This window comes from Glaciimonas sp. PAMC28666 (assembly GCF_016917355.1).
Classification (GTDB): Bacteria; Pseudomonadota; Gammaproteobacteria; order Burkholderiales; family Burkholderiaceae_D; genus Glaciimonas.
On the sequence record NZ_CP070304.1, the window covers coordinates 1306147 to 1320958 of the forward strand.

The window sequence follows — 14812 nt, forward strand, 5'->3', positions numbered from 1 at the left end:
AGGGTTAGGTTTTTAAACGTCCGATCCAACTTTGCGACGGATCGAACAGCTAAGTACAAGGACTTCAACAACCGAATTTTACAACCGAATTTATAACTGCATTTATATCTACGAACAAATTTTGTGATACCACCGAACAAACAGTATGCGATTAAGGTCTGTTAATGTAAAACCTTCAAGGCAACCAATCTGTTGCAGGGAAGCCACAAAACACACCAACCTCACCACCCTACAACTTGATAATCGGCTTAACTGCTGCATACCAACCAAGTACTTTTTCAACCGCTTGTTCTGCGGTAAGTTCAGAAGTATCCAGAAGAAATGCCCCTTCCGCAGCCTTAAGCGGCGCTGAACTGCGATGAGTATCACGGTTATCACGCTCACTCAAATCATTTGAGAGGTCTTGCATATTAGCAGAAATCCCCTTGTCAATCAATTGCTTATAACGTCTTTGGGCCCTGGCGGCGACACTTGCGGTGAGAAATATTTTCAATACGGCGTGCGGGAAAATCACCGACCCCATATCGCGGCCGTCCGCGACCAGGCCCGGGGCCTTGTGGAAGCCAAGTTGCAGGCCATAAAGCGCTTGCCTGAGCGGCATCAGCGCTGCAATTTTCGATGCTGCATTGCCAACTTCCTCTGCGCGAATGGCTTCCGTGACGTCTTCTTTCGATAGAAATATATGTGCACCGTCGAACTGGCAGTTCAATCGCGCAGCTATTTTCGCCAGCGCATGGTCGTCGTCAAGGGCGATATTTCGGCGTAATGCCGATAATGCAGTGAGCCGATATAGCGCGCCTGAATCAAGGTAATGAAACCCCAGGCGCTGTGCGACTTTTTGTGCCACCGTTCCTTTACCCGAGGCGGTTGGGCCGTCAATGGTAATGACGGGTGTATGAGAATTAGGCATGAAGAGTCAAATTATTAACAAATTATTAACGAATGGGAAATTGCGCTACGGTTTTCTATTAAAAACCACGCTCAAAGACTGATTGTCGCGCATGCAACGTTATTATGAAAGCCTAACGAAAAAACCTTCTATCGATTCTCCTGAACGCCGTTTGCGGTCGTTGCACCTTCTGCACCTTCAATCCAATGGCTCAAAAATGGCCTGTAAATCTTCTGCCGTCAGTTTCAGGTTTAACGCCTCGCCGGTGGTTCCCAGGATAGCTTCGGCCAACGCCGCTTTCTTTCCTTGTAAAGCCTGAATTTTTTCTTCCACGGTTCCCTTGGCAATCAGCTTATACACAAATACCGGCTTATCCTGACCGATTCGCCACGCACGATCGGTTGCTTGCAGTTCTGCGGCGGGATTCCACCATGGATCGTAATGAATCACAGTGTCGGCTGCAGTTAAGTTTAGTCCCACGCCTCCGGCCTTAAGACTGATCAAAAATACGGGCACTTCGCCGCTCTGGAAGGACCGTACGACTTCACCACGATCTTTCGTCTCGCCTGTCAGAAGCGCGTAACTGATATTCGCCGCGGTCATCGCCTCCGCAATTAACGTGAGCATGCTGGTAAATTGCGAGAAAATCAAAATTCTTCGATCTTCCTGACGCAACTCATCCACCATCTCCATTAACTCAAGCAACTTTGCTGAGGGAACATGCATCGTTCGAGCAGTATCGTCGTCCGTTGTTTTCACCAAACGCGGATCGCAACATGCCTGCCGCAACTTGAGCAACGCCTCCAGGATAATGATGTGGCTACCGGCCACGCCTTTACTTTCTATGGCTGCACGAACTTTTTTATCCATGGCCAGACGCACGGTCTCGTACAAATCGCGTTGCGAACCGGAAAGTTCAACGTGACGCACCATTTCAGTTTTAGGGGGCAATTCGCTCGCGACCGCATCTTTGGTTCGACGCAGCAAAAATGGTTTGATACGTCGAACCAGCAGCGCTCTTCGACTATCGTCGGCGTATTTCTCTATCGGTGTGCGGAAATCCTTATTAAAGTCTTTCTCGGAACCTAATAAACCTGGCAGCAAGAAATGGAACTGCGACCACAGTTCACCCAAATGATTTTCCACCGGTGTTCCGGTCAGGCACAGGCGATGGCGAGCATTCAAAAGAGCCACACTTTGCGCCGCTTTCGAGCGCGCATTTTTTACATAATGCGCTTCGTCCAGAATCAATAAATGATACTGAAATGCACGCAATCGTTCTTCGTCACGCGGCAGCAATGCATACGTCGTCAATACAATATCAGCGTCTGTAATTTGATCGAACAAAGCGAGCCGTTGCTTGCCCTGCAGAATCAGGACTTTCAACCCAGGGGCAAAACGCTCCGCCTCTTCCTTCCAATTCGACATCAGACTCGTCGGCGCTACGACAAGCGCAGGCGCCGTCAATCGACCGGCGTTTTTTTCGATCAAAATATGCGCCAGCGTCTGAATGGTTTTGCCCAGGCCCATGTCGTCCGCCAAAATACCGGCAAAATCATATTCACGCAAAAACTGCATCCAGGATAAACCTTCGCGCTGATAATCCCGCAAGGTAGCCAGCAATCCTTCCGGCACAGAAACTTGCTGGACGCCGCCAAAGCTATTGAGCTTCTCACCCATTTTGCGCAACCGTTCACCGCCCACCCAGCGCATCTCTGCGTGGCCTTCCAGCTCCGCCAGGCGTGCAGCATCAAGCACTGAGAGGCGTACCGAATCACCCGATTTATCGGTGAAATACAACTCACCTAGCGTATTCAGAATCGGCTTAATGCGCCCCCAAGGCAACGCCACGCGCAATCCGTTCTCCAGCTGTATCAGGAATTCCTCGGCGTCAGGCCGCAGTGCAAGAGCACGTTGATTGAAATCATCTGGCGCTTGTCGAATAAGATCAATTAGCAGCGGTAGTAGAGAAACCCGCTCCCCCTTAACGACGATTCCAAGCGCTAAATCAAACCAGGGGTTGCCGGCCTGATCTGAGTCGGATGCTGGTCCTGCGCTCTGCTGCGCATCGCCATCCTGTATTTCACCGTCCTGCATCTCAGCGTCTGGTACACCAACTCCACTAATATCTGCGTACCATTCGTCAATTTCAACGACATCAAAACGGTAATCCGGTGACTTGTCTATCTTCCAGCCAGCGGCAACTAATTTTGGCAAATCATGTTTGGCGAAATGCAGCCACGCCGCTTCACTTCCCATCAGAAAAGGGGGATTTCGACTTGCCAAGAAATGACCGTTGTCATTGCCTTCACGAAAGTGATAGTGCAGCAACGTTTGTATTGCCGCTTTCTCCTGCGCCTCATGGCGCACGATTTTTTCCACCCCTTTTGCGCTGTTACGCTGACATATGGGACTAAATTCCGCCGTGGTAATCGCGCCATCGTAAGAAAATAGTAGCTGTGCAAAATCCTGCATCAGCCCATTGCCGTCGAGTACGCTATTCATTACCAATATCGGCTGCGGGGTTATCGCCTCCAGCACAGAAAACGGAATATCGACTGGTAAAGGAATCACATCGCTGACGCCCTGTCTGAGCAAAACCTGCGCGACATCCTGCTTGTTCCCGGCATCCACCAGCGGCGCTTGAGCGACCAGATTGATCAAGTCTTCCGCCGCAATCTGACGGAAAAGCGGGGGAAGCATCAGTTCGCCGCAAGATAGGTTATCGATATACCAGGGCGGCGCAGTCGGCAGGACGTAATCGATCGTCTCGCCTTGCTCTGAAGTTGAAATTGAAGTTAAATCGGCACCGTCCGTACGTGGCGCAAATTGCCACACCAGTTTATAGACCTCGCGTGGAATGTCGATTGCTGCCTTCGATGATTGTCCGAGAGGCCGCGCCCATTTTGTATCTGGCCCCTCGCGAGGCTCTTCCAAAGACTCCTGCCGGTGCTGCTCGCTCCATTGCAACGTCGCATGACGCGCTTCCGACAAAGATAGAAAATGCGCCTGTCCTTTACTTAAATCGGCCGCGGAATTCGCCCACATCAAATTATTTTGTTCCAGCAACAGGCGCAATAATTGCGCGCCCAGTTTACCGACGAGCTCACAGTTGTTTTGCTGAACCTGGGATTGGTAGAACGGCGTACTTTGATTTTTTCGGCTGACCAGCGCGATGAATAAACTTACCGCATCCTGATCGATTTCCGGCAGAAAATCACGAATCGCATTATAGAAATTATAGTTATCGCCGAGCGGTTTGATCGCGCTAAAACGTCCATCTTTTCGCAGTCGCGCTTTACATAAATAGAGCAGAACCTGCTTGCCGTTTTGTGTCGGTACTAGCGCAAAAACAATCTGATAATCGGAAGCAACGACTGGACGATGCATTGAAATCGCCATCGGTTTGATAACCAACTCTTCCTCTAGACGTTGCAACCAGTTAACGATAAGGCGCGGCAATTTGGTGTCCGAAATCGGATCGTCTTTGGTTAAGGCCGTCTCTGAGGGCGGATTGACAGTGCGCAAATATTCAATCAACGCCGCCGCAACGTGCTTGCAGTTATAACCCACGGGACAAGAACAAATTCCCTCCAAATCGACACGTTGCCGGATAAGGGAAAGCGTGATTTTTTGCTCGTACGTACTGCCTCGACTTCCTCGCACCCGACTCGTCAACCCATATTTACCGTCGTCGTCGAGAAGCAATATCCGCTGCTGCTGGACGTATTCCTGAGCGCGTACCAGAGTCGCGTCGGAGACGACTCTGGCGATATCTTCAATGGCAAAAGAAATAGTCAGCATGTCGCCTTACAGTAAAGTCTGCTCAGCGAGCTTTGCAAAAACATCGAAATAATCGGGGAAAGTTTTTGCCACGCATTTCGGATCATTAATCCGTTGCGTGTTACCACGTAACGCAGCGCCATCAAGCGATGCCAGTGAAAAACACATTGCCATACGATGATCATCGTAGGTGTCGATCGTGGCCGGTTGCATAACCGCTGGCGGTGTGACCCGAAGATAATCCTCACCCTCTTCCACGATGGCACCCAACTTGCGTAATTCTGTTGCCATGGCACTCAGACGATCGGTTTCCTTGACGCGCCAACTGGCAATATTACGCAAAGTGCTAGGACCGTCAGCATATAAAGCCGCGATGGCGATCGTCATTGCGGCATCTGGAATATGGTTGAAATCGGCATCGATTGCCTTTAATACGCCATTCGATGAGACTTCAATCCAGTTGTCGCCCATCGTGATATTCGCACCCATTTGTTGCAGCGCTTCGACAAATCGGACATCACCCTGAATGCTATTGTTGCCGACGCCTTCGACCCGCACCGGGCCGCCCGTGATTGCACCAGCGGCTAAAAAATACGAGGCCGATGAAGCGTCGCCTTCAACATGGATCGTGCCGGGGCTTTGATAACCCTGACCGGCGGCGATGGTGAACGATTGCCAGCCATCACGCTCAACCGATATACCAAAACGTTGCATCAGATTCAAGGTAATCTCAATGTACGGCTTGGAAATCAATTCACCAATAACATCAATCGTCACTGCCTGATCTATTGCCATTAATGGTGCCGCCATCAGCAATGCCGTCAAAAACTGACTAGACACATTGCCGCGCACCGACATCCGTTGCGCATGCACCTGTCCCCGATGGATATGCAACGGAGGATAGCCTGGCACGCCAGTGTAATCAATCCGGGTTCCTATGGCGTTTAACGCATCGACCAGATCGCCGATCGGTCGCTCATGCATTCTCGATACGCCATGCAACGTATAGTCGCCACCTATCGCTGCCAAGGCCGCTGTCAGTGGCCGAATTGCGGTCCCCGCGTTACCCATGAAGAGATCTGCCTGATGCGTCGGAAACCTTCCGCCGCAGCCATGCACGGTGTAATTTTGAGTGTTCTCGGTCTGCTCCCAGTTCACCCCCAATTGCTTCAACGCCATGAGCATGACCAGCGTGTCATCCGAAGCCAGCAGATCGTGAATTTCGGTGGTGCCATTGGCCAACGCCGCTAGCAATAACGTGCGATTGGAAATACTCTTGGAACCGGGCAATTTTACCGTGCCCTGACATCTCGCTACCGGATGCAAATCCACAAATTTTGCATAGTGCTTCTTGATCTGTTTGGTCTGTTGGTTTTGCATTTAATCCCCACCTTCCTTATTTTGTTTTTCCGCCGCTTCAATCGCGCTAATCCAACGATGACGGGCCTGCCGGGCATTCTGATAAATGGCCTCGAGTCCCGCGCCATCACGTGCTGCCAACAACCCGCGTACCTGCGTCAACTTTGCCTGATAGGCGTCAAGCTCCTGCAATAATGCATCCTGATTGGCCAGGGAAATATCCCGCCACATCTCTGGCGACGAGCCCGCGATGCGTGTGAAATCACGAAAGCCGCTGGCGGCGTACTGAAACAACACTTCGGCGTACGGCTTATTGGCGATATCGTCAACCAGTGCATACGCCAGCAGATGCGGCAAGTGGCTGACGGAGGCGAACACCAGGTCGTGCTGAGCGCTGGAAAGACGGTGAATGTTTGCACCGCATTGTTGCCAGGCGGCGGCAACCCGCAGTATGTCCGCCTCAACATTTTCAGGCAACGGTGCCAACACGACTTTTTTGCCTACGTACAAACTCGCAATCGCCGCATCCGGGCCGTTGCTCTCTCGGCCCGCAATCGGGTGACCGGGTACAAACTGGCCGATTTTGATACCGAGCGCCAAGCGTGCAGCCGCCTCTACATCTCCTTTGGTACTCCCTGCATCGGTAACGATAGTGCCCGGTTGCAAATAAGGTTGAATGCTGGCAAGAATCAATCCCGTTTGCGCAACCGGTGCCGCAATCAACACCAGATCAGCATCCGCAACGGCATCGGCCGCCGACACTGCGATGGCATCAATAATGCCAAGCTCTAGCGCTCGCTCCAGGGACGCAAGACTACGTCCGGCACCGACCACTTGCTGGACCATGCCCGCTTGTTTGAGCGCTAGGGCAAACGAGCCACCAATCAGGCCGACTCCAAAAATAGCAATTTTCTTAAACACGATGAGGGCTTCAACAAGGAATGAAAAAAAGATAAAAATTAAACCTACCGGATCAGATCACGCCAGCAAAGACTTTAGTGCCGCGATAAAAGCGGCATTTTCATGTGGCAATCCTATCGTAATCCGCAACCATTCCGGCAAACCGTAATTTCCCACTGGCCGAACGATGATTCCCTGCTTTAACAAAGCCACATTCACGCGCGCTCCGGCAGCGGCATCCTCGCCAACTTTGACCATCACGAAATTGCCGAACGATGGCACATAAGCGAGTTTTAACGCGTCAAACGCCTCAGTCAATTGCGCATAGCCAGCGCTATTAATTTCGGCACTGCGTTGCAAGAATGGCTTGTCATTCAATGCAGCAATCGCAGCAGCCTGTGCCAACGAGTTGACATTGAACGGCTGACGAATGCGATTCAACAAATCAGTGATAGTCGGTTGCGCAATACCGAAACCAATACGTAACCCAGCCAGGCCATAGGCCTTGGACATTGTGCGCGAGACTAGCAAATTGGGATACCGACGTACCCAGGCAATTGACTCGTATTGCAACTCTGGCGGCAGATATTCGTTATAAGCCTCATCGAGGACGACCACGACATGCGCTGGCAATACCTGCAAAAACGCTTCCAGTTCAGCTGCTGGAATAAAAGTGCCGGTAGGATTATTCGGATTCGCAATAAAAATGAGTCGCGTGTCAGCTGTAATAGCCGCTGCCATTGCAGCCAGATCGTGACCGAAATCTTTAGCGGGCACGACAATCGCCCGCGCGCCGACCGCCTGGGTCGCCAACGCGTAGACAAGGAACGAATACTCGGCATACATTGCCGCTTGACCCGGTTGCACGAACGCGTGGGTAGCAAGTTCAAGAATATCGTTACTGCCATTGCCCAGCGTAATCCATTCCGCGGGGACATTATATTTAGCTGTGATGGCGGCCTTCAGCTCAAATCCGTTCGCATCGGGATAGCGTCCAATATCCGCGATAGCGGCCTGCATCGCCAATTTGGCAGACTCCGGCATTCCGAGCGGGTTTTCGTTCGAGGCGAGTTTAATGATCTTCGCTTCATCAAGGCCGAACTCGCGCGCGACTTCGGCGATCGGTTTACCACCCTGGTAAGGCGCGATGGCGCGAACGTAATCTGGACCTAATTGAATCGACATCGTGCACTTTCTATATAAGTAACAGGAAATTTTGTCTTGGTATTTTGCGGCTACGGAGTAGTAGTCAAAATTCAGTCGTCGAATTTAGCCTTCAAATTCAGTCGTCAAACTCAGCCGTCAGTGCAGAGGCTGGATGCAACGACCAGATTCAATGCTGGAATCAAAATCTGATTAAAAATATCGCATCCATGCGATCAGCGATTTCGCCGCAAAGCCCTAAAGACTCAGCGGATAGGACCCTAACAACTTGAAAAAAGCAGCGTTTTGCTTAAGTTCAGCCAACGCTTTCGCCACTTTTTCATCCTTCTCGTGACCTTCTACATCAACATAAAAATAATATTCCCAGGCACCCATGCGTGCCGGGCGAGACTCGAAGCGACTCATAGAGACACCGTGACTGGCAAGCGGCGACAACAGGCTATACACAGCACCGGCTTTGTTTGGCACTGACAACACTAACGAAGTCTGATCTTTGCCGCTTGGGGTGGTGTGCAGTCGACCAACTACCGCAAATCGTGTGCGATTGTGAGGATCATCCTGAATATGCGCGCTAACAATTTGCAAGCCGTAGGTTTGCGCCGCAAGTTCACCCGCTATGCCAGCGACCGTCGGGTCTTCACTCGCCATACGCGCTGCTTCTGCATTGGACGCCACCGCCAAACGTTCAATATTGGGATAGTGCTGATTGAGCCATGCGTTGCACTGCGCCAGCGCTTGTGAATGCGCGCAAATCCGCGTGACAAGATCTGTCGTGCCATCCTTGGTCATCAGGCTGTGATGAACCGGAATCGCGACCTCTCCGCTAATCCGTAATGTCGTTTGCAAGAGTAAATCGAGCGTTCGATTAATAACGCCTTCGGAAGAGTTTTCAATCGGCACCACGCCAAAATCCGCCGTTCCCGCTTCCGCGGCACGAAACACTTCATCAATCGACGCGCACGCCAGACTATCAACCGCGTGACCAAATTGCTGATATACAGCTTGCTCGCTGAACGTCCCGGTTGGACCGAGATAGGCAACGGTGACCCGTTTTTCCAGCGCCCGACAAGCCGACATTACCTCGCGGAAGATCGTTTGCACATCCCCCGATTGCAACGGGCCAGGGTTTCGATCCGCGACGCTGCGCAACACCTGCGCCTCGCGCTCCGGTCGAAACACGGGAGCGTTGGTTTCCGCTTTTACATGCCCTACTTCCTGTGCCAACTGGGCACGTCGGTTTAACAACACCAAAATTTCTGCATCGATGTCATCGATTTTTTGGCGTAACGGTAGAAGTTTTTCCTGGATCATGAGGTAGCTCGCATCGCTTTCTTTGCGTCTTTTATGTATTGGACTTACGCAAACACATCCCAGCTTTGGTCAAACTAGCGCAATGCATAAGTCCAAATGGTGTCAATTTCTTTAGAAGTTAATTATGCTTCGGTTCTGCCTTGATATTTTCTGCAAAACGTATTTCAGCCTGCCCGCCTTTCAAGCCAGCCTCTCAAACTCTTTCAGGTAGGCGACCAGCGTTTCAACACCTTCGATTGGCATCGCGTTATAAATCGAGGCACGCATGCCTCCAACCGATTTATGTCCTTTTAACTGCAGCAAACCATGTTCTTTCGCGCCGCTGAGAAAAGCCTCGTTTCTGGATTCGTCCTGCAGAAAAAATGGCACGTTCATACGCGAGCGGCAATCGGCCGCGATTTTTGTCTGATAGAAAGCGGTTGAATCAAGGTAGTCATACAACAAGGTAGCTTTAGCGATATTGCGTTGCTCCATCGCAGCAACGCCGCCCTGACGCTTTAGCCATTGAAACACCAGACCAGCGATATAGATCGCATAGGTCGGTGGCGTGTTGTACATGGAGTCGTTGTCGGCCACGATTTTCCAGTCAAAAGCAGACGGACAACCCGGCATGGCATGCCCCAGCAAGTCTTCACGCACCACCACAATCGTTAGCCCGGCGGGGCCAATATTTTTTTGCGCACCACCGTAAATCACACCATATTTGGAAACATCAACGGCACGTGACAGAATATGCGACGACATGTCGGCTACTAATGGTGCGCCGTTAGTTTCCGCGCCAACATCGGGCGTAAACTGATACTCAACGCCGTCAATAGTTTCATTCGTGCAAATGTGTACGTACGCGGCATCTTGCGACAATTGCCAGCTTTCCCGCGCTGGAATCTGCGCAAATTTCTGCGGCTCGGATGACGCCGCTACATTTACTTTGCAAAAGCGCCTGGCTTCCTTAATCGACTTAGTCGACCAGGACCCGGTGTTGATGTAATCCGCGATGCCTGGGAGCAATTTGTCTTCACTAAGACGGGATGCCAGGTTCATTGGAATAATGGCATTTTCGGCGATCGCGCCGCCTTGCAGGAACAGGCACTTATAGTTATCCGGAATGCCTAGCAGTTCGCGAAAATCGCGTTGTGCCGCATTCATAATTGACATGAATTCGCTGCCGCGATGACTCATCTCCATGACCGACATGCCACTACCATGCCAATCCAGCATTTCTAAAGCAGCTTGTTGCAGCACTTCTTTTGGCAATACGGCGGGACCGGCGGAAAAATTATAAATAGGCATGTTGACACTCGTCAAGAGAAGCTAAGGACAGCGAGATTTTGAAAAAATTACTAAATACCAAAAGAGTAACAAGAAGAAAGACGAATATATAGTCGAAGCAAACTTCCTTGCTTCAGGCCAACCATTCCATGATGGTTGGCCGCCCCTAAAACAACAATCCGGTCAAGCGAGAGGCGGAGCAAAAAACTCTCCTGCTTGACCGGACTTCTTAGAGACTTTTACTCAGCGTCGGAAGGGCCACTTTCGTCGCCCGGCTTCTCGTTGCCCGGCGATGCGTCGCCCGCAACATTGTTACCGGCATCCGCCTCATCTGAAGCGGCAGGAGATCCAGCTTCCGTCGAACCGCCTGCAGTCGCGCCTTCTTCCGACATTATTTCCTCGACGTCACTTTCCATCACTCGCTGCAAGCCACTCAGCTTGGTGCCGTCTTCGACTGCGATCAGCGTCACACCTTGCGTGGCACGACCCATTTCGCGGATTTCGGCGACCCGGGTGCGTATTAATACACCACCGGTTGTGATCAGGATAATTTCGTCGCTCGGCTCAACCAACGTCGCGGCGACAACTTTACCGTTACGTTCGCTGGTTTGAATCGCGATCATTCCCTTGGTACCACGGCCATGACGTGTATATTCAGTAATCGGCGTGCGTTTACCGTAACCGTTTTCAGTTGCGGTCAAAACCGATTGCTGTTCGTTTTCCGCAACCAGCAGAGCGATCACTTGTTGACCGTCTTCCAGATTCATACCGCGCACACCGCGAGCAGTACGACCCATTGGACGCACATCATTTTCGTCAAAGCGCACTGCTTTGCCCGAGTCTGAGAACAACATTACATCATGTTGTCCGTCAGTCAGCGCAGCGCCGATCAAGAAGTCGCCATCATCCAGATCTACCGCAATAATTCCCGCTTTACGTGGATTGCTGAAGTCAGACAATGGTGTCTTTTTCACGGTACCCAGACTGGTCGACATAAAAATGTAACGATCTTCCGGGAACGTGCGGTTATCGCCGGACAATGGCAGTACAACGGTAATCTTTTCACCATCTTGCAATGGGAACATATTGACGATTGGCTTGCCGCGTGAATTGCGCGAACCTTGCGGCACTTCCCAAATTTTTAGCCAGTACAAACGACCGCGGTTACTAAAGCATAAGATGTAATCGTGCGTATTTCCTACGAACAACTGATCGATCCAATCGTCCTCTTTCGTCGCCATCGCCTGTTTACCGCGGCCGCCGCGCTTTTGCGCACGATACTCGGAGACCGGTTGCGATTTCATGTAACCGGTATGCGATAACGTCACCACCATGTCTTGCGGCGTGATCAGATCTTCAGTGCCGAGATCGGTTGGATTCAACTCGATCTGCGAACGACGTTCATCTTTATTACCAATGCCGTATTCGTTTTTTGCCGCGTTCATTTCGTCAGTAATAATGACGGTAACACGCTCTGGATTGGCCAAAATATCGAGCAAGTCAGCGATGGTAATCATCACATCTTTGTACTCGTTCACAATCTTGTCTTGCTCTAGGCCAGTTAAACGTTGCAAACGCATTTGCAGAATTTCTTGCGCCTGATCGTCGGACAGTTTGTATAACCCATCAGTCTGAATGCCGTAATGCACTGGCAGATTTTCCGGACGGAAAGCGTTAATTCCAGCCGTGTTTTCCGCACCGGTACGTTGCAACATGTCCCGCACGACCGACGAATCCCACGACCGCTCCATCAAGCCAGCTTTCGCCACTGGTGGCGTCGGTGCGGCTTTGATGATCGCAATGAAATCATCGATATTCGCCAACGCGACCGCCAGACCTTCCAATACGTGACCACGTTCACGGGCTTTGCGCAGTTCAAAAACGGTACGACGCGTAACCACTTCCCGACGATGTGACAGGAAGCATTCCAGCATTTGCTTCAGGTTCAGCAGTTTCGGCTGACCGTCCACCAACGCCACCATGTTCATGCCGAACGTATCTTGCAGCTGCGTTTGCTTGTATAAATTGTTCAGTACAACTTCAGCGACTTCGCCGCGCTTAAGCTCGATGACTACGCGCATACCCGATTTATCGGACTCGTCGCGCAGGTCGGAAATACCCTCAAGCTTCTTGTCGCGCACCAACTCTGCGATCCGTTCGAGCAACGCCTTCTTATTAACCTGATACGGCAACTCATCGATGATGATAGCCGTACGGCCCTCACGACCGTACTCTTCAAAATGGGTCTTCGCACGCATCACCACACGGCCGCGGCCGGTACGGTAACCGTCGCGCACACCGGAAACACCGTAAATAATCCCGGCGGTCGGGAAGTCCGGCGCTGGAATGATTTCGATCAATTCATCGATAGTCACACCCGGATTACGCAATACGTGCAGCGCACCGTTGATGACTTCGGTAATGTTGTGCGGCGGAATATTGGTCGCCATACCGACGGCGATACCAGACGAACCATTGATCAGCAGGTTGGGGATGCGCGTCGGCAATACCGACGGTTCTTTTTCCTTGCCGTCATAGTTAGGGACGAAATCGACGGTGTCTTTATCGATATCGGCCAAAATTTCGCTGGCAATCTTGTCCAGGCGGCACTCGGTGTAACGCATCGCCGCAGCGCCGTCACCGTCGATTGAACCGAAGTTACCCTGCCCGTCGACCAGCATGTAGCGCAACGAAAAATTCTGCGCCATACGCACCAGCGTGTCGTAAATCGATTGGTCGCCATGCGGGTGATATTTACCCATGACTTCACCAACCACACGCGCACATTTGACGTAAGGGCGATTCCAGACATTGTTCATTTCGTGCATGGCGAATAACACCCTGCGATGCACCGGCTTAAGGCCGTCGCGCACATCGGGCAGCGCACGTCCGACGATCACGCTCATGGCGTAATCGAGGTAACTTTTGCGCATTTCGTCTTCGAGGGAAATCGGTATTGTTTCTTTAGCGAATTGATCCATTAGCGAGTCGGCGAGTCTTTACTTAGGTTGATAGATCACGGATAAAAGCTGACCATGGCCTGGCATTCAATTTTAACAACTTGGGTGACGCCGATGGATTCACTAGGAGCATCAGGATCAGCCGGGAATGCAGCCAAAGGTTCGCATTGAGACGCGTGATTTTAGCACGCGGCGCTCATTGATCGGCGTTTCGCACGGCAAGCAATTCGCCTCAAGGGGTCAAATGAATATATTGCATAGAAAAAATATGCTTAAATGCAACTTCCAAAATCATCACGCGGTTCTATTCCGATCAACATGCAGCCCTATTTTTAATACCGCGCGCTTTTCCAATCGTCTGCCCATCGCATTTTAGACAGGCATCTTGCTTCTTACATTGAGTTCAACCCAATTCATTCGGGCGCACAACGCACAGTCATTGTGGGCGCGAAAAATAAGGTCACCGTCGCCATTACCCTCAGGAAAATATTTATGCGTCAACTCCTCGCACTTAGTCTATTAATAGGCACTGCTTCGCAATTTGCGCCAACCATCGCGTTTGCTCAAACTTCTGACGTTCAGGCGAATACCTCCAGCAGCGCATATCTTCAAGATAACCGTGGCCCAATCGCCCGTAGCCAGTTTGGCCTTTGCTGGCGCTCAGGATACTGGGATGACAAAGCGGCCATCACCGGATGCGATGGGCAGCTCGTTCCGCCTGTCATGAAAATAACCGCGCCGGAAATAGCTGTCGCCCCCACCGCGCTACCGTTAGCGCTACCCTCTACCAATCAATGCAGTTTTTCCCTCAATCTCAGCGGCGACCAGACATTTACCTTCGGCAAGAGTGCCATGACAACAAATGCTAAAAAACAAATAGACCGTGATGTTCTCCCGCAACTCATCCATTGCGGCGCGACAAATGCAATTGCCATTACCGGCTACACGGACCGTCTTGGAACAGATCATTACAATCAGCAATTGTCTTCACAACGAGCTGAAAACGTTGCGAGTTACCTAAAGAGCAAGGGAATTATTGCCACAATCACCACCATCGGTGCAGGCAAATCGCAGCCTTTGATGTCATGCAGCAACAAACTGACCCACAACAAACTTGTCAAATGCCTTGCGCCCAATAGGCGCGTAAGCATCGAAGCGCGGTAAATTAACCAGCCAT

At 51.2% G+C, this 14812-nt stretch carries 9 protein-coding genes; 1 reads left to right on the forward strand and 8 read right to left on the reverse strand.

Going from position 1 to position 14812, the window contains the following annotated elements:
- Positions 1–229: 229 nt before the first annotated feature.
- From cmk to gyrA, 8 genes are all read right to left on the reverse strand, one after another.
- Positions 230–910, reverse strand: a complete 681-nt coding sequence (gene cmk, locus JQN73_RS05480; protein WP_205322109.1) for a (d)CMP kinase — start codon at positions 908–910, stop codon at positions 230–232.
- 177 nt (positions 911–1087) lie between these two features.
- Positions 1088–4693: a DEAD/DEAH box helicase gene (locus JQN73_RS05485; RefSeq protein ID WP_205322110.1), complete on the reverse strand. Its 3606-nt coding sequence runs from the start codon at positions 4691–4693 to the stop codon at positions 1088–1090.
- 6 nt (positions 4694–4699) lie between these two features.
- Positions 4700–6052, reverse strand: coding sequence for a 3-phosphoshikimate 1-carboxyvinyltransferase (gene aroA, locus JQN73_RS05490; RefSeq protein ID WP_205322111.1), 1353 nt, complete (start codon positions 6050–6052; stop codon positions 4700–4702).
- Complete coding sequence (locus JQN73_RS05495) at positions 6053–6952, reverse strand: prephenate dehydrogenase/arogenate dehydrogenase family protein (protein WP_205322112.1); 900 nt, start codon at positions 6950–6952, stop codon at positions 6053–6055. It abuts the gene before it with no gap.
- Positions 6953–7009: 57 nt separating this feature from the next.
- Positions 7010–8116, reverse strand: a complete 1107-nt coding sequence (hisC, locus tag JQN73_RS05500; RefSeq protein ID WP_205322113.1) for a histidinol-phosphate transaminase — start codon at positions 8114–8116, stop codon at positions 7010–7012.
- Positions 8117–8332: 216 nt separating this feature from the next.
- The gene (pheA, locus tag JQN73_RS05505) at positions 8333–9406 is read right to left on the reverse strand and encodes a prephenate dehydratase (protein ID WP_205322114.1); all 1074 of its coding nucleotides are present in this window, start codon (positions 9404–9406) and stop codon (positions 8333–8335) included.
- 180 nt (positions 9407–9586) lie between these two features.
- Positions 9587–10696: a 3-phosphoserine/phosphohydroxythreonine transaminase gene (gene serC, locus JQN73_RS05510; protein ID WP_205322115.1), complete on the reverse strand. Its 1110-nt coding sequence runs from the start codon at positions 10694–10696 to the stop codon at positions 9587–9589.
- A gap of 218 nt (positions 10697–10914) precedes the next feature.
- Positions 10915–13656, reverse strand: coding sequence for a DNA gyrase subunit A (gene gyrA / locus JQN73_RS05515; protein ID WP_205322116.1), 2742 nt, complete (start codon positions 13654–13656; stop codon positions 10915–10917).
- Positions 13657–14076: 420 nt separating this feature from the next.
- On the opposite strand from gyrA, the gene JQN73_RS05520 reads away from it, so the two are divergent.
- Positions 14077–14799, forward strand: a complete 723-nt coding sequence (locus tag JQN73_RS05520; protein WP_240162444.1) for an OmpA family protein — start codon at positions 14077–14079, stop codon at positions 14797–14799.
- Positions 14800–14812 lie beyond the last annotated feature (13 nt).